Raw genomic sequence first — 23,695 nt, 5'->3', positions numbered from 1 at the left:
ATCTTTATTTATTTTCTATTGATGTAACTTTATGTTTTTAAGTTATTTTTAAATTCCACGTTGTCCCCTCCGCCCCACAACGCCCATCGCATGCCCGCCCGTTAATTTCTTGTCATCATGACCTCACCCCAACAAAGGAGTGCAACAAAGATGGCAAATTACCACCACGGCGTACGCGTCGTAGAAGTGAATGACGGAACCCGCAGCATCTCAGCGGTTTCCACTTCCATCGTCGGCATGATCTGTACTGCAGAAGATGCCGATGCCACCACCTTCCCGCTGAATACGGCGGTATTGATCACCGATGTCCTGGCCGCGCTGGGTAAAGCCGGTACCCAGGGTACCCTGGCGCAGTCACTGCGTGCGATTGCCGACCAGAGCAAGCCGGTGACCGTTGTGGTGCGCGTAGCGGAAGGTAAAGACGCCGCTGAGACAACCAGCAACATTATCGGCGGCACTGACGAGAACGGGCGTTATACCGGGATGAAGGCGCTACTGAGTGCGCAGACCGATCTCGGCGTAAAACCGCGCATTCTTGGCGTGCCAGGGCTGGACTCGCTGGAGGTTGCCACCGCCCTGGCCTCGGTGTGCCAGCAGCTGCGTGCGTTCGGTTATATCTCGGCGTATGGCTGTAAAACCCTGACGGAAGCCATCAAGTATCGCGATAACTTCAGCCAGCGCGAGCTGATGGTGATCTGGCCAGATTTTGTGGCCTGGAACACCCGTACCAGCGAGGCCGACACCGCCTGGGCGACGGCGCGGGCGCTCGGACTGCGCGCCAAAATTGACAACGACACCGGCTGGCATAAGACCCTGTCCAACGTTGGCGTTAACGGCGTCACTGGCGTTTCCGCCTCGGTGTTCTGGGATCTGCAGCAGACCGGTACCGATGCCGACCTGCTGAACGAAGCCGGCGTGACCACCCTGGTCCGCAAAGACGGCTTCCGCTTCTGGGGCAACCGCACCTGTAGCGATGACCCGCTGTTCGCCTTCGAGAACTACACCCGCTCGGCGCAGGTGATTGCCGACACCATGGCCGATGCGCATATGTGGGCCAACGACAAACCGCTGACGCCCACGCTGGTGCGCGAAATCATCGCCGGCATCAACGCGAAATTCCGCGAGCTGATCAACGCCGGTTACCTGCTGGGCGCCAACTGCTGGTACGACGAAAGCGCCAATAATCAGGAGAGCCTGAAAGCCGGCAAGCTGTATATCGACTACGACTACACCCCGGTGCCGCCGCTGGAAGATCTGACGCTGCGTCAGCGTATTACCGACAGCTACCTGGCGAACTTCGCCGCTTCTGTGAACCGCTAAGGAGAAAACCCCATGGCAATGCCCAAGAAACTGAAATACCTGAATTTATTCAACGATGCTAACAGCTACCAGGGCGTGGTGACCTCGCTGACGCTGCCGAAACTGGCGCGCAAGCTGGATCCCTATCGCGGCGGCGGCATGAACGGCGTGGCGCACATTGATAACGGTCTGGAAGACGATGCGCTGGATCTTGAATGGACCCTTGCCGGACTCGACGATCGCATCCTTACCCAGTGGGGCGGGGCCACGGTGCCGCTGCGCTTTATGGGATCTTACCAGCGTGACGACACCGACGAGACCATCGCAGTGGAGGTGGAACTGCGCGGCAAGCATCAGCAGTTCGATTTTGGTGAAAGTAAGCAGGGTGAGGAGAGTGAAACCAAAATCACCACCAAATGCACCTATTACAAGCTGACCTGGAACGGTAAACCGCTGATCGAGATCGACACCGTGAACATGGTCGAGATAGTGAATGGTGTCGACCGCCTGGCCGGGCACCGTAAAAACATCGGTCTGGTGTAACCCGTCCCGTAATGACGTAACCGCAGGGGGTGGGCAGACCCGCCCCTTATTGCACACCCCGCAGGAGTCGGGCATATCCGACCCGCTTTACCCGTAAAGGAACGCTTATGTCACAAGCAGAAAATACCCTCCAGCTGGTCACGCCGATCGTGCGTGGCGACACCGTGATTAACAGCGTGGAACTGATTAAACCCAACGCCGGCACGCTGCGCGGTACGCGGCTGGTCGATCTCGCCGGATCGGACGTCGACGCGCTGATCACCGTTCTGCCGCGCATCACGCTGCCGAACCTGACCAAATCGGAATGCCTCAATCTTGACCCGGTCGATCTGATTGAGCTGGGCGGGCGGGTGATCGGTTTTTTGTCCGCGAAACCGGACACGTCCGCTGGCCCAACGGCCTGACGGTAGAGGATCTGATGGCGGATATCGCCGCCATCTTTCACTGGCCGCCGTCGGAAATGAACGCCATGTCGCTGGCAGAACTGCTCGACTGGCGGCATAAGGCCATTGTGCGTAGCGGTACACAGAGTGGAGAGTCGTGATGAGTATTAACCTCGGTCTGGATGGGCTGCGCAAAGCGGTGATCCGGGCGAACCTGTTTTTAAACGATCTGCCGGGGGAAACCCAGTCCCTCGGCCTTGCGATGTTTCAGCAGCGCGTGGCGCTGAGGGCCAGCGCCGAACGTACCCGGGCAGCAACGCGCAACAGTAAATCCGCACTCGACGCCAGCAGGGAACGCCTGCAGGTGATCCGCGTGACCGAGGCGCATGAGCGCCCGCAGCGTGTCAGAAATAACCTTAATAAAGCACAGCAGCGCTTTCAGCTCGGGCAAGGCAAGGTGCAGCAGCGCTTTCAGACCGGGCAGGGCGTGGTGGATAAAATCGGTGCGGTCAGCAGCCAGGCGATGGGCGTGGCGCGCCAGGGGGCGAAGCTGCTGCAGCCGGGCTATCAGGTGATGGCGGCACGGTCGGGCGCGCCGCCAAAGGAGGCGGCAACATCGTCTGATGTCCGCCCGCCGTCCGCCATCGCCATGCCCGCCGCCGATAACCTCGCGGGGGATATCGGCCAGCTTAATGCGGCGATCGACAGCATCAGCCTGACAGTGTTTACCCAACTGGACGGTACGCTGCGTTCCCTGACGCAGACCGCCACCGGGCTATTAACCGGCGTTGATCAATGGATCCAGGACAACCCCGCGCTGGCGGGCGGGATCACCCAACTGGTGGCGGCCGGGGTGATCCTCGTCGGTGCGCTGGGGGCGATCGGCTCGGTGGTGGTACCGGTGCTCAGTGGGCTGAATCTGTTGATGGCGGGCGCTGGGATCCTGAGTAGCGTGTTTACTTTTGCTGGTGGGGCGATCGCTGCGGCGCTGGGGGCGATCACGTTGCCTGTCGGTATAGCCATTGCCGCTATCGTCGGCGCTGCTGCGTTGATTTACCAGTACTGGGAGCCGCTCAGCGCGTTCTTTGGCGGGGTGGTTGAAGGGATCAGCGCTGTGCTGACGCCACTATTCGACGCATTTAAACCGTTAACGGTCATTTTTGATGAGGCAGGTAAGCAGATTGATAGTGCTTTTGACAGTATAAAGGCGTTTTTCTCACCGATTGAAATGACGGCGCAGAAGCTGGAGCAGCTGGGGAATCTTGGGCGTTTTGTCGGTGAGGCTTTGGTAAATGGATTGAGTTTGCCCCTGACGATTTTACGTACGCTCGGTGGAAAAGTCACCTGGCTGCTGGAAAAGCTTGGGTTAGCCGATAAAAAAGCGGCCGATGCAGAAACCTCGCTGAGTGACGATCCGTCAGCACAGCGTCCCTCGGTCGCCCTGGGGGGCGCAGACTTCGCTGCGCCGGATACTCCCGCACCTGTCGCCTTTGGCGGTGCCCGCTATCAACCCGTTACAGCGTCCAGCACCAGCAACAGCCAGCAGAACACCTTTAACAGCAGCTATGTGATCAACGTTCCTACAGGTATGGGGGAAGCGGAGGTTCGCACGATGATCGACAACCATCAGCAGCAAACGCAGGCGCGTGCTGCTATCAACCAACGCAGCAGCTTCTGGGGGCAATAAACCATGATGATGATACTCGGTATGTTTATTTTTAAACGTCGCACTTTGCCATTTCAGACGATGACGCAGGAAAGTGCGTATCGTTGGACAGCGGGCAGCCGTATTGGTACTCGCCCGGCACAACAGTTTCTGGGTGTCGGCGAAGAAAACATCACGTTGCAGGGCGAGTTGCGCCCGGAAATCACCGGGGGAGCTCCTGCGTTGGCGGCGCTGATGGATATAGCAGAAGCGGGGCAGGCATGGCCTTTACTCAATGGTGAAGGATTTCTTTATGGCATGTTTGTCATTGAAAATATCAACGGTGTGCATGCTGACTTACTGGAAAACGGCACGGCTCGGAAGATCAATTTTACGCTAAAACTGAAACGAGTCGATGAATCGAGAAGTGCCATGTTCGGTGATCTCAAGCAGCAGGCGGAGCGAATTTACGGCAATGTGAGTTCCCAGGTCTCAACCCTGGCAGGGAGCATCGTATGAATAACAGTTTACCGGTGGATATCGGTGCGCCGTTGGCACCTGACTATCTGATTCAACTCAATAATCTGGATATCACTGAGAATCTGCGGCCACGCCTGCTGAGTATGACCATTGATGATGCTCGCGGTTTAGAAGCTGACGCGCTGACGCTGTTACTGGATGACAGTGATGGCAGGCTCATGATGCCGCAGCGTGGCGCTATCCTGCGGGTGTATATCGGCTGGCAGGGCAGGCCACTGTTCTGCAAAGGGGATTTTGTTATTGATGAGTTGCATCACAGCGGTGCTCCCGATCAGTTGAAGCTGGTCGGGCGCAGCGCCAATCTGAGTGATTCGTTAATGGAAAAGGGAAACCATTCATACGATAAGACCACGCTGGGGGCCATGGTATTGCAGATTGCGAAACGCAATGAACTTGGGGCAGAAGTTGCTGGTGAACTGGCCTCAATTGAGATTGTTCATGAAGATCAGAGTGGTCTTACCGACGCGCAGTTTCTGACCACCATGGCAACAAAATATGGTGCAACGGTCACGATCAAGAAGGACAAAGTGTTGATGCTGGTACGGGGGGCGAACAAAACCGTCAGTGGGCAGGCGATCCCACAACTCCTGCTCACACGTAAAGACGGTGATAAGCATGATTATCAGGTGGTATCACAGATGCATTTTAGTGGCGTTAAGGCCAAATGGATGCAGCTCGATAAAGCCAGCAGTGGCACGGTGAGAGTGTTCCGAGTCATCCCTGAAAACCAACCCGAGCGTTTTCCCGGCACGGCCAGACAGGACATCCCGCAGCCGCTTTATGAACGTTATGCTCAGATACCTGGGGTATTTAAAACCCAGGAAGAGGCGATGGACGCCGCGAAGGCTGACTGGAAGAAACGCCAGGCGATGACCGCGAGCATGAGTTTTGTGATTGCTCAGGGAATGCCAGTGTTGATACCGGAAACACCGATACGGTTGAGCGGGTTCAAAACGATGATTGATGCCCAACAGTGGACAATAATCAAAGTGAATCATGTGATTGATAATAATGGATTTCGTACAACGGTGAACCTGGAAAAATCGGTGGGTGGTGAAACCTGGGACATTGACGTTAAACCGAATAATGTCACGGGAAGTGAAAAAACCACTTGATGATTCACTTAAAGTGAATATAATTAGTTTTATTCACAATGTGTGAGTTTAACTGATGACCAGTGGAGGTCAGCCATGATGCCTTGCCCGATTTGCCAGCATAACAGCCATGCCCGTTCCAGCCGGATCCTCAGCAGTGAGACCAAGGAACGCTATCACCAGTGCCAGAATCTGAACTGCAGTTGTACCTTTAAATCGATGGAGAGTATTACCGGAATTGTGGCCCGGCCGGTGGAGGCCACCACGCCGCCACCGGCAGCGGTGAAAACTCGTACCAGCCGTCTTGGCAGCTAACCCCAGCGGCGGGTTTGTGCCCGCCCTGGTTTTTGCCTGTCCCCCATCCCGCCAAACTGCGCTATCCTGTTCTGCTTCTCAGGCGAACGCTGGCGCAACCATGACAAACTCTTCTCCGAACGCTCCCCTCTTTGACGGTCATAACGATGTGTTACTGCATCTCTGGCTGCACCATGCGCAGGATCCGGCGCAGGCTTTCCTGCATCAGCGCCTCAGTGGCCATCTTGACCTGACGCGGATGCGCGAAGGCGGCTTTGCCGGCGGTCTGTTTGCAATTTTTGTGCCGCCAGCGGATTACGTGGCGAAGTTCCCCACGCGTCAGGCAGAGCCGTTCGATGCGCTGACCATCACCGGAGAGCAGATCGCCATCCTGCACCAGCTGGAGGCGCAGTCGGCAGGCCAGGCGAAAATCTGCCGCCGCGTCAGCGACATCGAGCAGTGTATGGCAAACGGCGTGCTGGCGATGGTGATGCATATGGAAGGTGCAGACGCGCTGGATGAGGATCTCAGCCAGCTGGAAAGCTGGCAGCAGGCCGGGTTGCGCAGCATCGGGCCCTTCTGGAATCTGCCGAACCGCTTTGGTACGGGGATCAGCGGCAGCTTCCCGGGTTCACCGGATACCGGAGACGGGCTGACCGCCGCAGGTAAGCGTCTGATCCGCGCCTGCAATCAGCGCCGCCTGATGATCGACCTGTCGCACATGAATGAAAAAGCCTTTTGGGACACGGCGCGCCTGAGCGAAGCGCCGCTGGTGGCCAGCCACTCAAATGTCCACGCCTTATGCCCGCAACCGCGCAATCTGACCGACAGCCAGCTGGCCGCTATTGCAGAAAGCGACGGGCTGGTGGGGCTGAACTTCGGTACGGCGTTTCTGCGCCCTGACGGCAAACGTGACGGCGATATGCCGCTCAGTGTGATGGTGCAGCACCTCGACTATCTGCTGGAAAAGCTGGGGGAAGACCGCGTTGCTTTTGGCTCGGACTTTGATGGCATCAACCTGCCCAACGAGATCGGGGATGTGACCGGGCTGCCGCGCCTGCTGGATGCGCTGCGTGAAGCGGGTTACGGGGAACCGCTGCTGGCTAAACTCTGTCGAACCAACTGGCTGCGGGTACTGAAAAAAACCTGGGGTGAATAAGATCTGAGTTTTGAACCAAATAGTTCAAAAACAGCATAAACCGCGCAGATTTTAGGGTTGATATCGATTTATCATAGGCGCAACATCTGTGCCGCCAAATTCCTGTAATTTGACAACATGCCGATCATTTGCCGACACTGAATACAGTGCGGCCGTTTTTTAAACACCTGAGGAAATGACTATGTGGACTAAACCGACCTTTATCGATATGCGTCTGGGCCTGGAAGTGACTCTGTACATCTCCAACCGCTAATTCGCCGTCATACTTCAAGCTGCAACTGCGTTGGCTGCGTGTGCTCACCCCGGTCACTTACCTGAGTAAGCTCCCGGGGATTCTCACACTTGCCGCCTTGCTGCAACTCGAATTATTTAGGCTAATGCCTGATCTCCCTACTTCGCACTGTCACTGCGACAGCACGAATTATTCAGGTAAGTCATGTGGATGCCTGCGCTGTAGCAGGCATTTTTATTTCTTCTGCTGGTTGACCCATGAAAATCAAAGTTCTCGGCTCTGCGGCTGGCGGTGGTTTCCCACAATGGAACTGTCACTGTCACAACTGCCAGGGCGTACGTGACGGCACTATCCCCGCCACCGCGCGGACGCAGTCCTCGATTGCCGTCAGCGATAACGGTACCGACTGGGTGCTGTGTAATGCCTCGCCGGATATTTGCCACCAGATTGCCGCCAACCCGGAGCTGCACAGGCAGGGCGTGCTGCGCGGCACGGCGATAGGATCGATCATTCTGACCGACAGCCAGATCGACCACTGCACCGGTTTACTTAACCTGCGTGAAGGTTGCCCGCATCCGGTGTGGTGTACCCCGGAAGTGCACGCGGATCTGACCAGCGGCTTCCCGATCTTTACCATGCTAAAGCACTGGAACGGCGGACTGATCCACCACGCCATTGCGCCCGCGCAGCCTTTCTCTGTGGCGGTCTGCCCGGCGTTAACCTTTACCGCGATCCCGATCCTCAGCAATGCGCCCCCCTATTCACCGTATCGCGGGCGACCGCTCCCTGGCCACAACATAGCGCTGATGATCGAAAATACCACCAGCGGCAGTAAGCTGCTGTATGCGCCAGGCTTAGGTGAGCCCGATGCGCCGCTGCTGGCGTTAATGGCGCAGGCCGACTGCCTGCTGATTGATGGCACGCTGTGGCAGGACAACGAGCTGGCGAATACCGGCGTCGGACGCAATACGGGCCGCGACATGGGCCACCTGGCGCTGGGTGAAGAGCAGGGCCTGATGACGGTGCTGAGCCGTCTGCCGGCAAAACGTAAAATCCTGATCCATATTAATAACACTAACCCGATCCTTGATGAATCCTCTGCCGAGCGCCAGGCGCTGACTGCGCGGGGCATTGAGGTCAGTTATGATGGCATGAGTATTGAACTATGACCCAACCGACGCTGATGACCCCGGAACAGTTTGAACAGGCGCTGCGCGATCGCGGTGCTTTTTACCATATCCACCATCCGTTCCATATTGCCATGCATAACGGTGAGGCCACGCGCGAACAGATCCAGGGTTGGGTGGCGAACCGTTTTTATTACCAGACCCGCATCCCGCTGAAAGATGCGGCGATCATGGCGAACTGCCCGGATCCGCTGACGCGGCGTAAGTGGGTGCAACGCATTCTCGACCATGACGGGCAGGGCGACAGTGATGGCGGCATCGAAGCCTGGCTGCGGCTGGGGGAAGCCGTAGGGCTGGATCGTGAGGTGCTGCTTTCTGAGCGGATGGTCTTACCCGGCGTGCGTTTCGCCGTGGATGCTTACGTTAACTTTGCCCGCCGCGCGGTGTGGCAGGAAGCGGCCTGTAGCTCGCTGACCGAGCTGTTTGCACCGCAGATCCACCAGTCGCGGCTCGACAGCTGGCCACAGCACTACACCTGGATTGAAGAAGAGGGATACGGTTATTTCCGTGGCCGTCTGAGCCAGGCGCGCCGCGACGTAGAGCATGGTTTACAGCTGGCGCTGGAATACTGTAACACCGTGGAAAAACAGCAGCGGATGCTGGAAATTTTACAGTTCAAACTCGATATCCTGTGGACCATGCTGGACGCCATGACCCTGGCTTACGTCCTCAACCGCCCGCCGTACCATACCGTGACGGACCAGGCGGTCTGGCACAGAGGAAAACTGCTGTGATCAATGAGCAAACCACCCCGATGTTCCGCCGTGGCTACCGCCTGCAGTGGGAAGAAGTACAGAACTGCCATGTGATCCTCTACCCGGAAGGCATGGCAAAACTGAACGACAGTGCCACCCTGATCCTCGAACTGGTCGATGGGCAGCGCACGCTGGCCGACATTATCGCGGTGCTGAACACGCGTTTCCCGGAAGCGGGCGGCGTGGATGATGACGTGAAAGAGTTCTTCGCGGCAGCCCGCGAACAGAAGTGGATTATCTTCCGTGAACCCGCTTAACCCAGCCGTTAAACCGCCGCTCTGGCTGCTGGCCGAGCTGACCTACCGCTGTCCGCTGCAGTGCCCGTACTGCTCTAACCCGCTGGACTTTGCGCAGCAGGAAAAAGAGCTGACCACCGCGCAGTGGATCGAGGTGTTTAAACAGGCGCGGGCGATGGGCGCAGTGCAGATCGGTTTCTCCGGTGGGGAACCGCTGGTGCGTAAGGATCTGCCTGAGCTGATCAAGGCCGCCCGCGATCTGGGTTTTTACACCAATCTGATCACCTCCGGCATCGGCCTGACGCAGAAGAAGATCGACGCCTTTGCGGAAGCCGGGCTGGATCATATCCAGATCAGCTTCCAGGCCAGTGATGAAGTGCTGAATGCGGCCCTGGCCGGATCAAAGAAAGCGTTTCAGCAGAAGCTGGAGATGGCGCGGGCGGTGAAGGCACACGGTTACCCGATGGTGCTGAATTTCGTGCTGCACCGCCATAATATCGACCAGATCGACCGTATCATCGAACTCTGTATTGAGCTGGAAGCGGACGATGTCGAACTGGCCACCTGCCAGTTTTACGGCTGGGCCCAGCTCAACCGCGAAGGGCTGCTGCCCACGCGTGAGCAGATCGAGCGGGCGGAAGCGGTGGTGCATCGCTATCGCGAGAAAATGGCCGCCAGCGATAACCTGGCTAACCTGCTGTTTGTCACGCCCGATTATTACGAAGAGCGGCCTAAGGGCTGCATGGGCGGCTGGGGGGCGATCTTTCTCAGCGTCACGCCGGAAGGCATGGCGCTGCCGTGCCACAGCGCGCGCCAGCTGCCCGTGCAGTTTCCGTCGGTGCTGGAACAGAGCCTGGAAGATATCTGGTTTCACTCTTTCGGCTTTAACCGCTATCGCGGCTTTGACTGGATGCCGGAACCCTGTCGTTCCTGTTCAGAAAAAGAGAAGGACTTTGGCGGCTGCCGCTGTCAGGCCTTTATGCTGACCGGCAATGCGGATAATGCTGACCCGGTGTGCAGTAAATCAGAGCATCACGGTATGATCCTTGAGGCGCGTGAGCAGGCCAACTGTACCAATATTCAGGTGAGCCAGCTCCAGTTCCGCAACCGCGCGAACTCACAGCGGGTCAACGCTCAGCTGATCTTTAAAGGGTAACGGATGCAGCATCTGCCGCGACGCTTAAGCAACGGTTTACGGGTTGAGCTGATCCACGATCCGCAGGCCACACGCGCCGCCGCGCTGCTGCAGGTGGAGGTGGGCAGCCATCATGAACCGGACGCGTGGCCGGGGCTGGCCCATCTGCTGGAGCACCTGCTGTTTGCCGGCAGCCAGGCTTTTCAGGATGACCAGCGGCTGATGGCCTGGCTGCCCGCACGCGGCGGACGGCTGAACGCCACCACGCTCGGCAGCAGCACGGCGTACTTTTTCGAGTGCGCCCCCGAACAACTGGCCGATGCGCTGCCCCGACTGACGGATATGCTGGTGGCACCGCTGTTGTCTGCCAGCGCGATCCGCCAGGAGGTCGCGACTATTGATGCCGAATACCGCCTGCTGGCCGACCATCAGGACACGCTGTGTGATGCGGCGCTGAGCACAGCCTTCGTTTCCCATCTGTGGCACCGCTTTCAGACGGGTCATGCAGCGGGCTTTGGCGACGATCACACTGCGCTGCGTGCGGCGCTGCAGCAGTTCCATCAGCGTTATTACCATGCGGATACGGTGACGCTGTGGGTGCAGGGACCGCAGCCGATCGCGGCGCTGTGGTCACTGGCCCAACAGGCCGCCGAAGTCTTCCCGGCGGGCGTGGCGCTTCCCCCCGCGTTGCCTGCATTAACGCTCGCTGCTGAGCGTGATATCGCCCTGCAACTGACCGGTGCGCCGCGCCTGCGTCTCTCCTTTTTGCTGAACCAACGTATCGACGGCGGGCTGACAGTGCTGCGCCAGCTGCTGCTGGACGAAGCGGCGGGCAGCCTGATGGCCACGCTGCGCGAGCAGGCACTGTGCGATGCTGCCCGCTTGTTGTTACCGTATCGCAGCGCACAGCAGGCGGTGATCACCCTTGAACTGGTTCTGGTGGACGCCGGGGATGCCGATCGGGCTGAAGCGTGCGTCCATCGCTGGCTGGCACAGCTGGGCCGACTGACGCCCGCGCAGCGCGCTCATTACGCGCAGCTGGCCAGCCGTCGCTTCGCGCAGTTGCCGGTGATGGATCAGTTGCGCGAACGTGCCTTTGGTTTTGCTCCGGCCGGGGACGACGAGGGCGCGATACTGTTCCCACTGCTCGCTGCCGCGCCCTTATCTCGGCTGAGGATTGCTGACAGCACCCCGTTGGATCAGCTCGAGGTGCAGGGCTGGACGCTGGCCTGCCAGCCGGGCGTTCGGGCACCGGTACAGCCTGATACCTCAGGCGAGGCGTTCGTGTTCTTCCCACACACCCTGCCGCCTGCCATCCCCACGTTGCCTGTGCGTCAGGCAACGCTGGCCCATCATCGCCGCGATGAATCGCCCGCTGTGCTGCTGCTCAGTCCTGAATGCAACCTGCCAGCCCCCTGGGGGCAGATCGTGCAGGCCCGTCTGCGGGCGCTGGCGGCGGGTTGTGCCCATCGCGGGGGCGAACTGGCGATCGGTTGCCCGCAGGGACGCTGGCTTGTCCAGTTACAGGGGGAGGCGGGGCTGATGGTCAGCACGCTGGCATCGCTAAATGCACTGCTGGCGGCTATTCCGCCTGGGGTGATAGCACGCGGTGAGCGGGAGTTTCTGCGCCAGCGTCAGGCGCTGCACGATGATATTGCCGTGCGGGCATTACTCGGTGCGCTGCCGGAAAAGTTGCAGCCGCTGCACCCTCCCGCAGACGCCCAGACGCCGCTCAACCTCCCCTGGCGTGCGGTACTGGAAGGCGGCGATCACGCGCTGCACCGGCAGCTCGCCTGCCTGCTGAGTGCCTTTCCGGCTGCCATTAACCCGGCGAAACGTGCGCTGCCTGAGGCTTTAACGCCACAGCCTGAATACCGGGTGGCAACACGCAGCCCGGAGGCCGCCCTGCTGCGCTTCTGCCCGTTGGTGGAGGAGAGTACGGCGTGCCTGGCCGCCTGGCAGCTGCTGGCGATGATTTATCAGCCGCTGTTTTTCCAGCGCCTGCGCGTGGAACAGAATATTGGCTATGTGGTGAGCTGTCGTTTTTATCAGGTGGCGGGGCGATCGGGTATCCTGTTTGCGCTGCAATCCCCGCATCTCACGACGGCGGAGCTGGCGGCATACATTGACCACTTTTTAGTGCAGATGAATACCGAGCTGGCGACGCTCAGCCCGCAGGCCCTGTGGGAAACATGCCAGATTTTGCTGAAGGAACAGCAGCAGGTGCCGGGCGGGGCGCTGGAAGCCAGTCGCGATCGCTGGCTGCAGGCACAACAGATGATTTCTCAGCCTGGTATCACCGACTTGCAGGCGCTGACGCCTGACAGCGTGCTGGCGTTCCATCAGCGCCTGCTGGCCGACGGTCAGCGCGCCTTCAATCTGGTTAACCACTCCCTTTTTTGATCGCTAGATCTTCTTCTCTGCCAGCAATGCGTCTTTTGCGGCGGTCAGGAATTCATCGGACAGGCCGTCCCCGGACGTGGCCCGGGCCAGCGTCAGTGCCCCGGTCAGCAGCGCAAGCTGCATCAGAGCCTGCTGACGGCGCTGCGCCTCATCCCCGCAGTCAGAGACCGACTCCAGCATCGCCAGCATCCCTTCTACGCCCTCAAGCCAGACGTTGCGCACCGGTTTATCCGGGCTTTCCCTTGCGATATCGCTGGCTAACGCCGCGATCGCACAGCCGCCCTGAACGCCGTCACGGTGGTCAGGGGAGAGATAGTGTTCCACCAGCGCGTGCAGATCCCGATGGCCCGGCATCGCCTCCCAGCGCGCCCGCGAGTCGTCAAAGGCCTTGCGGCTGGCGATGGCCGCCAGATCGTCTTTGGAGTTAAAGTGACCATAAAAACCGCCGTGCGTTAACCCGGCGGCGGCCATCAGATCGTTGACGCTGACGCCGTTCAGACCCCGCTCACGAAAGAGCGCCGAGGAGACGCTGATAATCTCCTCGCGGTGACGTTCCATCTGCTGTTTTGATACCCGCGCCATTGTCTTCTCCTGCTTTATCGGGGCCTCATCTTAGGGGATGCGTCTCACTGACTCAACCGGTGATGCCACTTCACTCACGGACTCAGCCGCGCGGCGGCCAGCCTGACGCCAGGTCCATGCCGCCCCGGGTCGAGGGTAATGTTCCGGCAATCTGCTCATGCGGGGTGCCGGCCGGGATTGCGCTGACGGCATCCAGCCGTTCGACCTGGGCCGCCTCCAGTCTGACCGTCAGGGCCTGCAGGGTATCGTTTAACTGCCCCTGGTGCCGTGAACCCAGGATCGGGATCAGGCTGGTGCTGGCGCGGGCGGCTTTATGCTGCAGCCAGGCGATGGCGACCTGCAGCGGCAGGATCTGCAGCTCCCCGGCAATGGCAATCACTGTATCCAGCAGGGTGGTGTCCTGCTCGGTATGCACCAGCCGCCCGCCGAAGCCGGTCAGACGACCTTCGTTGCTCTGACGATATTTGCCGGTAAGCAGGCCACCACCCAGCGGTGACCACAGCGTTGCCGCCATGCCCAGGGCTTCGGCCATCGGCAGCATATCGCGCTCGGCGGTGCGCTGCACCAGGCTGTATTCTACCTGGATCCCGGCAATGCGCGACCAGCCGCGCAGCTCTGCGAGGGTATCTGCGCGGGCCACACGCCAGGCGGGGAAGTTTGATAATCCGGCATACTGGATCTTACCGGCCCGCACCAGATCGTCGAAAGCACGCACGATCTCCTCCAGCGGCGTTAGCTGGTCATCGAAGTGCGCCCACAGCAGATCGATACGATCGGTTTTCAGCCGCTTAAGGCTGCTCTCCACCGACTGGATCATATTCTTCCGGCTGTTACCGGTGCGTGAGATCCCGCCTGCGGGGGAGGCACCCAGGGTGTATTTTGTCGCGACCACAAAGTGATCGCGCTCTGCGGCGATAAACTCCCCGACCAGCTGTTCGGACTGGCCAAACTGATAGGCATCGGCGGTATCAATAAAGTTACCGCCAGCTTCGGCGTAGCCGTCAAAGACCTGCTTTGCTTCTTCCCTTTCCGAACCATAGCCCCAGCCGGTACCAAAGTTACCGGTGCCGAGCGCCAGCTCAGAGACGCGTAAACCGGTGTTACGGCCAAACGTGGTGTATTTCATGCGGATGCCTCGTTGTTTTTAAATGTTGATTGACATTTATTATATATGTCATACATCATCTAAAAACGCAATGATGATAACCATCATCTATAAACCCGATTAAAGAGAGCGCCGCCATGAGACTGACTTGCTTACAGCCCGACACCGGCCTGTTCACCCTCCTGACCGGAGATCGTGCCCATGACATCCACTAAACCCGTTGCACTGGTCACCGGCGCGTCGTCCGGCATAGGCAAAGCGACGGCGGAGGCGCTGTTGCAGGCCGGTTACACCGTCTACGGCACCAGCAGACGCGCTGCCGACACTGCGCCCGGATCGCTGCCGATGCTGGCGCTGGACGTCACCCGGGAGGCATCAGTGGCAGAGGCCGTCAGCGAGCTGATGCAGCGTGAAGGTCGTATCGACCTGCTGGTGAACAATGCCGGGGTCGGCCTCAGCCCGGCGGGTGCGGAAGAGAGCTCTGTGCTGCAGGCGCAGGCGCTGTTTGATATCAATTTCTTTGGCATGGTGCGGATGATCCGTGCGGTGGTTCCCCATATGCGGCAGCAGGGCAGCGGGCGGATCATCAATATTGGCTCCATCCTCGGGCTGGTACCCGTGCCGTACGTGGCGCTGTATGTCGCCAGTAAACATGCGGTGGCGGGGTATTCGGAAGCGCTGGATCATGAGCTGCGCAATCGGGGGATCCGGGTGTCGGTCATCGAACCGGCCTATATCCGCACCCCGTTTGAGGCGAATAACCTGATGGCGGATGCGCTGCTGACAGAGTATGCCGGCGAGCGGGAGACGGTCAGCCTTGCGGTCGGTCAGGCGATGGCCAGCGCTGACGCCCCCTCTGTGGTCGCCGCTGTGGTGCTGAAAGCCGCGCGTGCCGCCAGGCCTCAACGCCGTTATACCGCCGGTAAGGCCGCTGCCCGGCTGCGGTTGTTACGTCATTTTGCGCCGGACAGCGTGCTGGACGCGGGCATTCGTAAAAACCTGAAGCTGGCCTAGCGCGAGGCGTTATTGCACGGTTGCCCCTGAAGGCTCAGGGGCGAACAGACACAGCACTGAATCAATGGCGGGAGACAGATTATGCAGGCGTATATCATTGACGGTTATGGCCGTCAAAACGGCGGACGAATAGCTGAGATGCCGGAGCCCGTGCTGCGGGGCGACGACGTGCTGGTGCAGGTAAAGGCGGCCAGCATCAACGTGCTGGACGCCAAAATTCGCCAGGGGGAATTCAAAATGATCCTGCCGTATCCTCTGCCCCTGATCCTCGGTAACGACCTCGCGGGCGTGGTGGTGCGGGTCGGCGCGGAGGTGCAGCGCTTCCGCCCCGGGGACGAGGTGTATGCACGACCTGACGCACGACGTATGGGCACCTTTGCTGAATTTATTGCGCTCAGTGAGCGCGATCTGGCGTTAAAACCTGCCAGTCTCAGTATGGAAGAGGCCGCTTCCCTGCCGCTGGTCAGCCTGACCGCCTGGCAGGTGCTGGTAGAGACGGCAAAGCTTGAGCGGGGACAGAAGGTACTGATCCACGCCGGGTCCGGTGGCGTCGGCACCGTGGCCATTCAACTGGCGAAACACCTGGGGGCGTATGTGGCGACCACCACCAGTGCCGCCAGTGCGGCGTGGGTCAAAGCGCTGGGGGCGGATGTGGTGATCGACTATAAAACGGAGGATTTCTCTACCCTGCTGCACGATTACGACGTGGTGCTGAACAGCCTGGGCGCTGATGTGCTGGCAAAATCGCTGCAGGTGCTGAAACCCGGCGGCCAGCTGATCTCCATCTCCGGCCCGCCAACCCCGGTATTTGCCACGGAACAGGGTCTCTCCTGGGGGCTGAAGCAGGTGATGCGCCTGCTGAGTTACCGCATCCGGAGGCAGGCTAAACGGCGCGGCATACGCTATTCGTTTGTCTTTATGCGCGCCAGCGGCGAGCAGCTCGCTGAGATCGGCACCCTGGTGGAATCGGGGGCGATCCGGCCCGTGATCGACCGGGTGTTTCCCTTCGCCGAAACCCGGGAGGCGCTGGCGTATGTCGAAACCGGGCGAGCGAAGGGGAAGGTGGTGGTGCGGGTGGAGTAGCAAACTGAAGTTGGTTGAGCGAAAAAATGAACCGCTCAATAACGTTGAGTCCACTATTTTGAATAGATGAGCTTGCCTGGATTCTAACAAGATCATCACCAGATCCCCTAAAAGGGCGAGACAGTGTTGGTTGGGTAATTTTCATTTTTTCAATGAGTTATCGTAGTTTTTTGACCTCTGACTGAGCGGCAGGCGTATCGTGTCGAAGCGATCAGGCTTAATGTTGAATCACTGAATGAATAGATAAGTGAATAGATATTTCATCAATTGGCCTGTCACTTGTCGTCTTTTCAGAGGGGGAGTGCGAGCTGTTGCAGGGGAATGGGTAAGGAAGATTGATAAACGATCTTATGATGAGCACCATCGCCAGGTGGTAAGGCGTGGCGTTAAAATTCCATCGCCATTTCATCGCCACTAAGAAAGCGAGAAATAAAAAAGCCACTCCTTTCGAAGTGGCTTAGTGTCCTGATTGAACAGGTAAAATCTGGTGGCCCCAGCTGGACTTGAACCAGCGACCAAGCGATTATGAGTCGCGTGCTCTAACCAACTGAGCTATGGGGCCTGAGGCGCAGGATTATAATGTAACTCAGCGGCGCGATCCAGCGCTTAACTTGCGTCTGCTGCATTTCCAGGCAAAATAGCATTTTTCCGAACTGATTGAAAAATAACCGTAATCTCTCCGTCACTGCGCCCATGCGGCCTGCACGACCCGGGTCAGTCACATCAGAGGGGGGTTAAATCACCGGCGGATGATAGATTGCGCTGCTCCAGTAGCGGCTACTGGCGTGTTTTTCTCCCAGCCAGCCAAGGTGCCGCAGCCTGCGCGCAATCAGCTTGTTCATAATACCGTGCCCCACCAGCAGCACATTTCCCTCGGCAGAAAGCGCGATCAGCCGATCGGCGGCCAGTATTGCCCGCTGCCTGGCCTGAGTACAGGATTCGACCTTCCCGGCATAACCAAACAGCCACAAACACCGCAGTACCGGCAGCCAGAACAAGGGCGGCAGGGCGGGGAAAGTCAGCGGCATGACGGGCATTGCCACCTCACAGTACAGCTCATCGATATGGCTGGCGGGTTTACCGAGTTTTGCCAGCGATGAGCGTGCACGCGGCAGCGTACTGGTGACGATCACCGCCGCTTCCGCAGCCAGCCGCAGACTGCGTTCGGGCGGCAGGTCGCAGATCTCGGCCAGATCGTAAGCCTCACACCACTCAGCCATCGCCAGCGCAGAACGGCGACCGGGCAGGTGGTGGTCAGGCTTGCCGTGGCGCATCAATGTAATGGTCATTATTGTTCACCTGTGAAGTTCGCGTTTCAGCTTACTCACCCCCCCGGCGAAACACAAACTTCCGGGGCGCTCGCCCTGTCATCTCCCCGTCACAGTGTTGCGCTAAAACGATACGCTCAACGGCGCAACGCGCATTTGTATTAAGAGCGCGTGATGTTTGAACGGTGAAAAAAATCGGCTATTTTTCAGGCTAATTATTTCATTGATTTTATTTGGTTTTCTGACAACTCCCAACAGGTGAATGTCAAGAAAATCTAATTAATGTCATCAGGCTTCCTTGATTTATCTACGCGTGTAGATACAATAGCTGTGTAGTGAAAATTCACGGTGCTTGATGGTTATCAGCGTCCTGAAGGTCAATGTTTGTTTCGCGTAACTTATACGACCGGTCAATTTTAGGCCGTCGGCGCAAAGCGAATAGATGCGTTCCAACACCAGGGAACCTTACTGCCCGCCAGATGCGGGGTGACCAGAAAAAGATCTCTCCCCTCTCCAGGGTTGACCCTATTTTCCAGCACCCCCTCATTCAGGGCAGATCGACCTTTCGTCATGCTTTGTAACACGGCATCTTCACTGGCGAATTTTCCTCCGCAGGAGGAGTGCGTGCCAGGGAAGGTAACGATCAGAACTCTTCATTCAGGGAATTTTTCATGTCTACACCTCAACGCGTTGCACAGGATATGGCAATGCAAGCCGACTCGGCGGCTGATGAACGTCTGGCCACCCCGGAAGGGCGCAAGGATTTCTGGCGTGCGACGCTCTCCTGCTGGCTGGGCACGGCAATGGAATACGCCGATTTTGCGTTGTATGGTCTGGCAGCTGGTATTATTTTTGGCGATGTTTTCTTCCCTGAAGCCACCCCGTCAATGGCACTCCTCTCTACGTTTGCGACCTGGTCGGTTGGCTTTATTGCCCGTCCCATTGGCGCGCTCTTCTTTGGCTGGCTGGGCGACCGTAAAGGTCGGAAAGTCGTCATGGTCTCGACCATCATCCTGATGGGGGCCTCCACCACGCTGATTGGTCTGATCCCCAGCTATGCCTCGATTGGCGTATGGGCACCGGCATGTCTGGTGCTGCTACGCTTTAGTCAGGGCTTTGGTGCGGGTGCAGAGCTGTCCGGCGGTACGGTGATGCTGGGTGAATACGCTCCGGCGCAGCGTCGCGGGCTGGTCTCTTCAATTATCGCCCTGGGTTCAAACAGCGGCACGCTGCTGGCATCCCTGGTATGGCTGGCCGTGGTTCAGATGGACCAGCAGTCACTCCAGGAATGGGGCTGGCGTATTCCGTTCCTGTGCAGTTCGCTGATTGCGCTGGTGGCGCTGTGGATCCGCCGTCACCTGCGGGAAACGCCGGTATTTGAACGCAAAAAAGCCGAGCTGGAAGCGCAACGTGAGCAGGTACTGGCCGCCGAGCCGCCTGTGCAGGACACCCGTGGATTCTGGCGTCGCAGCCGTGCCTTCCTGACCATGGTCGGACTGCGCATCGGTGAAAACGGCCCGTCGTATCTGGCGCAGGGCTTTATTATCGGTTATGTGGTGAAAGTACTGGCAGTGGATAAATCCGTGGCGACCACGGCAGTGTTTATTGCGTCGCTGCTCGGCTTCCTGATCATCCCGCTGGCCGGCTGGCTGTCAGACCGCTTTGGGCGGCGTATTACCTATCGCTGCTTCTGCCTGCTGCTGATTATCTACGCGTTCCCGGCCTTTATGTTGCTTGACTCGCGTGAGCCGGCCATTGTGATGGCGACTATTGTGACAGGTATGGGGCTGGCATCGCTGGGTATCTTCGGCGTGCAGGCGGCCTGGGGCGTGGAGATGTTTGGCATCCATCATCGCTATACTAAAATGGCCACCGCGAAAGAGCTGGGATCAATCCTCTCCGGCGGTACGGCACCGCTGGTGGCCTCTGCGCTGCTGGCCTGGACCGGCCACTGGTGGCCAATTGCGACCTATTTTGCCGTGATGGCGGGTATCGGCTTCCTGACCACGTTTGTGGCCCCGGAAACCCGTGGCCGCGATCTGAATGCACCGGAAGATGCGATTTAACCACGGAAGACAGCATTAAATCGTGTGGGCTGCGGCCCACATATTGACGTGCAGGGGCAATCTTAAGGAACTCGCAGGCCGGATTTTTATCCGGCCTGAAGCTATTTATTGGTGAGGAGAGTGCCTGTGGCAAAAACCATTCATCACCGTGCTACCCGTGCCGACGTGGCGAAAGAAGCCGGAACGTCGGTTGCCGTGGTGAGCTATGTGGTTAACAACGGTCCGCGTCCGGTTGCGCCCGCCACCCGCGAACGACCGGCTACCGTCCCAATAGCGTGGCGCGTGCGCTGGCTTCCGGGACGACTAAAACCTACGGCCTGGTGGTACCCAATATCGGCAATGCGTTTATTGCTTCGCTGGCCCATGAGCTGCAACAGCAGGCGCTGGCCAACGACATGGTGATGCTGCTGGGCGATGCCGGTGACAGCCGCAAGCGTGAACTGCAGCTGATCAATAATCTGTTAAGCCAGCAGGTGAACGGCCTGTTCTATATCAGCGTCGATCGTCATCCCTACATTGATGTCCTGAAGTCCAGCGGTACGCCGTTTGTCATGCTGGACAGGGTTGACCCCGGGCTGCCGGTGAGCGTGATCCGTGTTGACGAGCGGGCGGCGTCGCATCAGGTCACCGCCCATCTGTTAAGTCACGGCTATCAGGAGGTGGGGATCATCTGCGGCCCGGCAGAGATGCTGAACACGCAGGATCGTCTGCGCGGCTGGCGCGATGCGCTGGCGGAGTACGGCGTGGAAGAACGCCCGGAGTGGATATTCCATACCCCTTATACCCGCGATGGGGGCTATCAGGCGGCACAGCGAATGATGCAGGGGGCAACGCGCCCGCGCGCGCTGTTTGCCTCGAATGAAGCCCAGGCCGTCGGCTGTATACGGGCGCTGGCGGAACAGGCGATCCGCGTGCCGGATCAACTGGCGCTGGTCTGCTTTAACGGTACCGATCAGTCGGCCTATCACGTGCCCTCGCTGACCACCGTGCGTCAGCCGGTGCGCAAAATGGCAGAGACCGCCATTCAAATGCTGGCGGCATGGAGAGGGGAGGAGACGTTAACTGAATTCTCTCACCACCTCGAACTGGGTGAGTCCTGCGGCTGTAAGCCGGAAAAATAATAAGATAAAACCATGAAAAGATTGATTATTGATTGTGATCCGGGGAACGGAATTACGGGAGCTAACGTCGACGACGGACTGGCCCTTGCTCTGGCGCTGGCCGCGCCGGAAATTTCACTGGAGCTGATCACCACCGTGGCGGGAAACACCCCCAGCCAGGTGGGATACAGCGTGGTGAAGGATCTGATGGCGCGCCTCGGACTGCCGGTAACGGTAGCGAAAGGGGCAGAGGCAGCGCTGTCAGAGCCAGCGGCTCCGTGGCGTGACGCGTTGGATAAGCGCGTCCACAGCAACCAGCTGGCACACCTGTGGCGCGGGGTGCGTCAGCCTCAGTCATTTCCTGCGCCTGCGGTCGAGGCGGCAGACGCAATGGGGCAGCTGATTTGTGCCAATCCGGGAAAAATTACTCTGGTGGCGATCGGCCCGCTGACTAACGTCGCACTGGCGCTGGAGCGCTACCCGGAGATGGCCGACGCGGTTCAGGAAATCGCCATTATGGGCGGCGTTTTTGCGCTGGATGATTTTATTAAAGACACCAACTTCGGTATTGACCCGGAGGCCGCGCACCGGGTGCTGACCAGCGGGGCCAATATCACCCTGGTGCCGATGGATGTCACCAGCCAGACGCTGATGACGCATCAGGATCTGAACCGTATAGCGCAAATTGATACCCCGCTGGCGCGTTTCGTCACCGAGACGCTGCGTCCGTGGATTGATTATTCCATTCAGACCCGTCATCTGCCGGGCTGCTGGATCCACGATGCGCTGGTGGTGGCCTGGCTGCTGAATCAGCGGGTGGCGACAGCGGCAGACTATTTTGTCGATGTGGAGCTGCGCCCGGGAATGACCCGCGGCAAGTCATGGCGTTTTCGCCAGCCGCTGCGGGTGGATGTGGCTATTGGTGAGCCGACAGGCGGGCAGGTGCATGTCCTGCAGACGGTGGATAATCAGTTGCTGCTGGCCATGCTGGAGCATTATCTGGCGAAGCCATTAGCGTAACGTCCAACCCGTGGATTGCGCGATCCGAACGGGCTGACCGGAACAAACGGTCAGCCCTTACAGATATCCCGGTGCCGTATGGATGATCAGGCGTGCACGGCGCGCCGCCAGCGCCAGATATCAATTGCCAGCAGCACCAGCAGACTGACCCCCATCACCGGCAGGCAGACCGCCGCCACCGCCGTTACCACCAGCAGCAGAAAGCGCGCGCTGATCGACAACGGCTGCCAGCAGCCCAGCAGGGTATCCAGCGGGGAAATCTGGCCACTCTGCGGCCGGCGCAGCCACCACATGCGATAACCCATCACAATCATCACGCACAGCCCACCACCAGACAGCACCAGTACCAGCTGGTTTGCTACGCCGAACAGCACGCCCATGTGCGCATCCACTCCCCAGCGCGTCAGTTTGGCCAGCAGGCCAAAGTCGGCGAACGCCACTTTATCGATCACGCTGTTGTTCTGCGCATCCACTGCCACGCTGTCAACCTGCGTCGGCCAGCGGCGGTCGATTTCATTCACGGTCCAGGCTTTATCCGCCAGGTAGGAGGGGCGGATTTCCAGCTTCGCCGCGTCGATCCCTGCGGCACGCGCCGCGTTGAGCACGCCATCAAACTGCGCCGGACTGACGGTAACCGGGTGGGCTGGCGGTGCAGCATGAGGGTGAACGTTCATATGGCCGTAATGCTCCGCATGTTCATCCGCCGGCATCGCCATTTTCAGGGCGGGGTCAGGCTGCAGAGCGGTGTTCACCGCGGGCGTCATCCAGCCAAAGTGGCTGCGCATCAGGGCGATATTGTCCCCGGCCCAGCGTGACCAGGTCAGTCCCGTCGCGGAGAAGAATACCAGTCCCAGCAGCAGGGTAATACCCAGCGTGGTGTGCCAGTGGCGATGACCGGCCAGACGCTGTGCCCGCGTCGGCGCTCCCCGCAGAGGTTTACGGCGCGGTGCGCGCTGAGTGGCCCACAGCAGCGCGCCACCAAGCGCGGCAATCCACAGCCAGCTGGCTGCCAGCTCACTGTAGTTGCGGCCAATATCCCCCAGCAGCAGATTGCGGTGCAGATAGTCCAGCCACGTGCGCAACGGCAGCACGCCGCTGGTGCCGTATACCGTTATCACCCCCGTGACGTCCAGCGTTTTCGGGTCAATAAACACCGCCCGGGTTTCCGACGGACCGAGATCGGCGCTGGCAAACATCACGCGGGTCGTCTCTCCCTCATGCGGTGCCGGGCGCACGGCAGCGATCCTGGCGTCCGTGCCCATCACGCTGACCGCTTTGGCAACCTGTGAGGACAGCGGCTGGTCCGGCCCGGTTGCGGTGGTAAACAGCTGCGAATGATACAGCCGGTTTTCCAGCTGTGGCGTCATCACATACAGCGTGCCGGTCAGTGCCGCGATAAAGATAAACGGTGCGATAAACAGCCCGATATAGAAATGCAGTCGACGCAGCAGCGCAATCAGCGCGCTGCGGGTGTGGGTGACGTGCGCAGCCGCACGTCGGATATTCTCTGACATAGTCTCTTCCATCCACCTGTTTTGCAGGTATTCACGGG

At 59.1% G+C, this 23,695-nt stretch carries 23 protein-coding genes, 1 tRNA gene and 1 pseudogene; 20 read left to right on the top strand and 5 right to left on the bottom strand.

Annotated features, from left to right (window positions below):
• Positions 1-150: 150 nt before the first annotated feature.
• The 15 genes from K6L24_RS18425 to pqqF all read left to right on the top strand — a co-directional run bounded on the left by K6L24_RS18425 (position 151) and on the right by pqqF (position 12,905).
• A complete protein-coding gene (locus tag K6L24_RS18425) occupies positions 151-1,320 on the top strand; it encodes a phage tail sheath protein (protein ID WP_118664754.1) in 1,170 nt (389 codons plus the stop codon).
• A 12-nt stretch (positions 1,321-1,332) separates the two neighbouring features.
• On the top strand, positions 1,333-1,842 hold the full coding sequence (locus tag K6L24_RS18420; RefSeq protein WP_062745469.1) for a phage major tail tube protein: 510 nt from the start codon (positions 1,333-1,335) through the stop codon (positions 1,840-1,842).
• A gap of 107 nt (positions 1,843-1,949) precedes the next feature.
• Positions 1,950-2,246 carry a phage tail assembly protein gene (locus K6L24_RS18415; RefSeq protein ID WP_062745467.1) on the top strand — a complete coding sequence of 99 codons (297 nt, stop codon included), beginning with the start codon at positions 1,950-1,952 and terminating at the stop codon, positions 2,244-2,246.
• A 14-nt stretch (positions 2,247-2,260) separates the two neighbouring features.
• Complete coding sequence (locus tag K6L24_RS18410) at positions 2,261-2,386, top strand: GpE family phage tail protein (protein ID WP_062745465.1); 126 nt, start codon at positions 2,261-2,263, stop codon at positions 2,384-2,386.
• Complete coding sequence (locus tag K6L24_RS18405; RefSeq protein WP_222681711.1) at positions 2,386-3,912, top strand: phage tail tape measure protein; 1,527 nt, start codon at positions 2,386-2,388, stop codon at positions 3,910-3,912. The genes K6L24_RS18410 and K6L24_RS18405 overlap by 1 nt, the downstream gene beginning before the upstream one ends.
• A gap of 3 nt (positions 3,913-3,915) precedes the next feature.
• Complete coding sequence (locus K6L24_RS18400) at positions 3,916-4,389, top strand: phage tail protein (RefSeq protein ID WP_222681710.1); 474 nt, start codon at positions 3,916-3,918, stop codon at positions 4,387-4,389.
• A complete protein-coding gene (locus K6L24_RS18395; protein ID WP_062745457.1) occupies positions 4,386-5,525 on the top strand; it encodes a contractile injection system protein, VgrG/Pvc8 family in 1,140 nt (379 codons plus the stop codon). The genes K6L24_RS18400 and K6L24_RS18395 overlap by 4 nt, the downstream gene beginning before the upstream one ends.
• 75 nt (positions 5,526-5,600) lie before the next feature.
• Entirely contained in the window at positions 5,601-5,819 is a 219-nt protein-coding gene (locus K6L24_RS18390) for an ogr/Delta-like zinc finger family protein (protein WP_062745453.1), read from the top strand.
• A 100-nt stretch (positions 5,820-5,919) separates the two neighbouring features.
• On the top strand, positions 5,920-6,957 hold the full coding sequence (locus K6L24_RS18385; RefSeq protein WP_222681709.1) for a dipeptidase: 1,038 nt from the start codon (positions 5,920-5,922) through the stop codon (positions 6,955-6,957).
• Positions 6,958-7,138: 181 nt separating this feature from the next.
• Complete coding sequence (gene pqqA, locus K6L24_RS18380) at positions 7,139-7,210, top strand: pyrroloquinoline quinone precursor peptide PqqA (protein ID WP_072166356.1); 72 nt, start codon at positions 7,139-7,141, stop codon at positions 7,208-7,210.
• A 236-nt stretch (positions 7,211-7,446) separates the two neighbouring features.
• Entirely contained in the window at positions 7,447-8,358 is a 912-nt protein-coding gene (gene pqqB, locus K6L24_RS18375; protein WP_062745446.1) for a pyrroloquinoline quinone biosynthesis protein PqqB, read from the top strand.
• The gene (gene pqqC, locus K6L24_RS18370; RefSeq protein WP_062745444.1) at positions 8,355-9,110 is read left to right on the top strand and encodes a pyrroloquinoline-quinone synthase PqqC; all 756 of its coding nucleotides are present in this window, start codon (positions 8,355-8,357) and stop codon (positions 9,108-9,110) included. Before pqqB ends, pqqC begins: the two co-directional genes overlap by 4 nt.
• Positions 9,111-9,130: 20 nt before the next feature.
• Complete coding sequence (pqqD, locus tag K6L24_RS18365; protein ID WP_062745778.1) at positions 9,131-9,388, top strand: pyrroloquinoline quinone biosynthesis peptide chaperone PqqD; 258 nt, start codon at positions 9,131-9,133, stop codon at positions 9,386-9,388.
• Positions 9,375-10,523, top strand: a complete 1,149-nt coding sequence (pqqE, locus tag K6L24_RS18360; RefSeq protein ID WP_062745442.1) for a pyrroloquinoline quinone biosynthesis protein PqqE — start codon at positions 9,375-9,377, stop codon at positions 10,521-10,523. Before pqqD ends, pqqE begins: the two co-directional genes overlap by 14 nt.
• Before the next feature lie 3 nt (positions 10,524-10,526).
• Positions 10,527-12,905 carry a pyrroloquinoline quinone biosynthesis protein PqqF gene (gene pqqF, locus K6L24_RS18355; RefSeq protein WP_222681708.1) on the top strand — a complete coding sequence of 793 codons (2,379 nt, stop codon included), beginning with the start codon at positions 10,527-10,529 and terminating at the stop codon, positions 12,903-12,905.
• Positions 12,906-12,908: 3 nt separating this feature from the next.
• Here the strand turns inward: pqqF and K6L24_RS18350 are convergent, their stop codons facing one another.
• Together K6L24_RS18350 and K6L24_RS18345 are read right to left on the bottom strand one after the other, a co-directional pair.
• Complete coding sequence (locus tag K6L24_RS18350; RefSeq protein WP_222681707.1) at positions 12,909-13,487, bottom strand: TetR family transcriptional regulator; 579 nt, start codon at positions 13,485-13,487, stop codon at positions 12,909-12,911.
• An 82-nt stretch (positions 13,488-13,569) separates the two neighbouring features.
• On the bottom strand, positions 13,570-14,613 hold the full coding sequence (locus K6L24_RS18345) for an aldo/keto reductase (protein WP_222681706.1): 1,044 nt from the start codon (positions 14,611-14,613) through the stop codon (positions 13,570-13,572).
• A gap of 180 nt (positions 14,614-14,793) precedes the next feature.
• Here K6L24_RS18345 and K6L24_RS18340 point away from each other — a divergent pair, with 180 nt between their 5' ends.
• Positions 14,794-15,606: an oxidoreductase gene (locus K6L24_RS18340; protein ID WP_222681705.1), complete on the top strand. Its 813-nt coding sequence runs from the start codon at positions 14,794-14,796 to the stop codon at positions 15,604-15,606.
• 81 nt (positions 15,607-15,687) lie between these two features.
• On the top strand, positions 15,688-16,689 hold the full coding sequence (locus K6L24_RS18335) for an NADP-dependent oxidoreductase (protein WP_222681704.1): 1,002 nt from the start codon (positions 15,688-15,690) through the stop codon (positions 16,687-16,689).
• 485 nt (positions 16,690-17,174) lie between these two features.
• Here the strand turns inward: K6L24_RS18335 and K6L24_RS18330 are convergent.
• Together K6L24_RS18330 and K6L24_RS18325 are read right to left on the bottom strand one after the other, a co-directional pair.
• A tRNA-Ile gene (locus K6L24_RS18330) sits at positions 17,175-17,251 on the bottom strand.
• 172 nt (positions 17,252-17,423) lie between these two features.
• Positions 17,424-17,978 carry a histidine phosphatase family protein gene (locus K6L24_RS18325; protein ID WP_062745429.1) on the bottom strand — a complete coding sequence of 185 codons (555 nt, stop codon included), beginning with the start codon at positions 17,976-17,978 and terminating at the stop codon, positions 17,424-17,426.
• 650 nt (positions 17,979-18,628) lie between these two features.
• On the opposite strand from K6L24_RS18325, the gene K6L24_RS18320 reads away from it, so the two are divergent.
• The 3 genes and pseudogenes from K6L24_RS18320 to K6L24_RS18310 all read left to right on the top strand — a co-directional run bounded on the left by K6L24_RS18320 (position 18,629) and on the right by K6L24_RS18310 (position 22,143).
• The gene (locus tag K6L24_RS18320; protein ID WP_222681703.1) at positions 18,629-20,023 is read left to right on the top strand and encodes an MFS transporter; all 1,395 of its coding nucleotides are present in this window, start codon (positions 18,629-18,631) and stop codon (positions 20,021-20,023) included.
• A 126-nt stretch (positions 20,024-20,149) separates the two neighbouring features.
• A pseudogene (locus K6L24_RS18315) lies at positions 20,150-21,144 on the top strand (LacI family DNA-binding transcriptional regulator).
• A 12-nt stretch (positions 21,145-21,156) separates the two neighbouring features.
• Positions 21,157-22,143, top strand: a complete 987-nt coding sequence (locus K6L24_RS18310; RefSeq protein WP_191927739.1) for a nucleoside hydrolase — start codon at positions 21,157-21,159, stop codon at positions 22,141-22,143.
• An 86-nt stretch (positions 22,144-22,229) separates the two neighbouring features.
• Here the strand turns inward: K6L24_RS18310 and K6L24_RS18305 are convergent, their stop codons facing one another.
• Entirely contained in the window at positions 22,230-23,669 is a 1,440-nt protein-coding gene (locus tag K6L24_RS18305) for a PepSY-associated TM helix domain-containing protein (protein WP_062745421.1), read from the bottom strand.
• Positions 23,670-23,695: the final 26 nt, after the last annotated feature.

Origin of the sequence: Erwinia persicina (assembly GCF_019844095.1) — a bacterium.
Lineage (GTDB): Bacteria > Pseudomonadota > Gammaproteobacteria > Enterobacterales > Enterobacteriaceae > Erwinia > Erwinia persicina.
The sequence above is the reverse complement of the archived record's forward strand: the minus strand, read 5'-3'. Positions and strand labels throughout refer to the sequence as shown.

What these genes read in the sequence shown, in the direction of transcription:
- K6L24_RS18420 (WP_062745469.1), top strand. Translation starts at nt 1,333, where the DNA reads ATGGCAATGCCCAAGAAACTGAAATACCTGAATTTATTCAACGATGCT.
- pqqC (WP_062745444.1), top strand. Translation starts at nt 8,355, where the DNA reads ATGACCCAACCGACGCTGATGACCCCGGAACAGTTTGAACAGGCGCTG.
- K6L24_RS18410 (WP_062745465.1), top strand. Translation starts at nt 2,261, where the DNA reads ATGGCGGATATCGCCGCCATCTTTCACTGGCCGCCGTCGGAAATGAAC.
- K6L24_RS18395 (WP_062745457.1), top strand. Translation starts at nt 4,386, where the DNA reads ATGAATAACAGTTTACCGGTGGATATCGGTGCGCCGTTGGCACCTGAC.
- K6L24_RS18415 (WP_062745467.1), top strand. Translation starts at nt 1,950, where the DNA reads ATGTCACAAGCAGAAAATACCCTCCAGCTGGTCACGCCGATCGTGCGT.
- K6L24_RS18385 (WP_222681709.1), top strand. Translation starts at nt 5,920, where the DNA reads ATGACAAACTCTTCTCCGAACGCTCCCCTCTTTGACGGTCATAACGAT.
- K6L24_RS18305 (WP_062745421.1), bottom strand. Translation starts at nt 23,669, where the DNA reads ATGGAAGAGACTATGTCAGAGAATATCCGACGTGCGGCTGCGCACGTC.
- K6L24_RS18390 (WP_062745453.1), top strand. Translation starts at nt 5,601, where the DNA reads ATGATGCCTTGCCCGATTTGCCAGCATAACAGCCATGCCCGTTCCAGC.
- K6L24_RS18425 (WP_118664754.1), top strand. Translation starts at nt 151, where the DNA reads ATGGCAAATTACCACCACGGCGTACGCGTCGTAGAAGTGAATGACGGA.
- K6L24_RS18400 (WP_222681710.1), top strand. Translation starts at nt 3,916, where the DNA reads ATGATGATGATACTCGGTATGTTTATTTTTAAACGTCGCACTTTGCCA.
- K6L24_RS18310 (WP_191927739.1), top strand. Translation starts at nt 21,157, where the DNA reads ATGAAAAGATTGATTATTGATTGTGATCCGGGGAACGGAATTACGGGA.
- K6L24_RS18325 (WP_062745429.1), bottom strand. Translation starts at nt 17,978, where the DNA reads ATGACCATTACATTGATGCGCCACGGCAAGCCTGACCACCACCTGCCC.
- pqqB (WP_062745446.1), top strand. Translation starts at nt 7,447, where the DNA reads ATGAAAATCAAAGTTCTCGGCTCTGCGGCTGGCGGTGGTTTCCCACAA.
- K6L24_RS18350 (WP_222681707.1), bottom strand. Translation starts at nt 13,487, where the DNA reads ATGGCGCGGGTATCAAAACAGCAGATGGAACGTCACCGCGAGGAGATT.
- K6L24_RS18320 (WP_222681703.1), top strand. Translation starts at nt 18,629, where the DNA reads ATGTCTACACCTCAACGCGTTGCACAGGATATGGCAATGCAAGCCGAC.
- K6L24_RS18335 (WP_222681704.1), top strand. Translation starts at nt 15,688, where the DNA reads ATGCAGGCGTATATCATTGACGGTTATGGCCGTCAAAACGGCGGACGA.
- K6L24_RS18340 (WP_222681705.1), top strand. Translation starts at nt 14,794, where the DNA reads ATGACATCCACTAAACCCGTTGCACTGGTCACCGGCGCGTCGTCCGGC.
- K6L24_RS18405 (WP_222681711.1), top strand. Translation starts at nt 2,386, where the DNA reads ATGAGTATTAACCTCGGTCTGGATGGGCTGCGCAAAGCGGTGATCCGG.
- K6L24_RS18345 (WP_222681706.1), bottom strand. Translation starts at nt 14,613, where the DNA reads ATGAAATACACCACGTTTGGCCGTAACACCGGTTTACGCGTCTCTGAG.
- pqqF (WP_222681708.1), top strand. Translation starts at nt 10,527, where the DNA reads ATGCAGCATCTGCCGCGACGCTTAAGCAACGGTTTACGGGTTGAGCTG.
- pqqD (WP_062745778.1), top strand. Translation starts at nt 9,131, where the DNA reads ATGTTCCGCCGTGGCTACCGCCTGCAGTGGGAAGAAGTACAGAACTGC.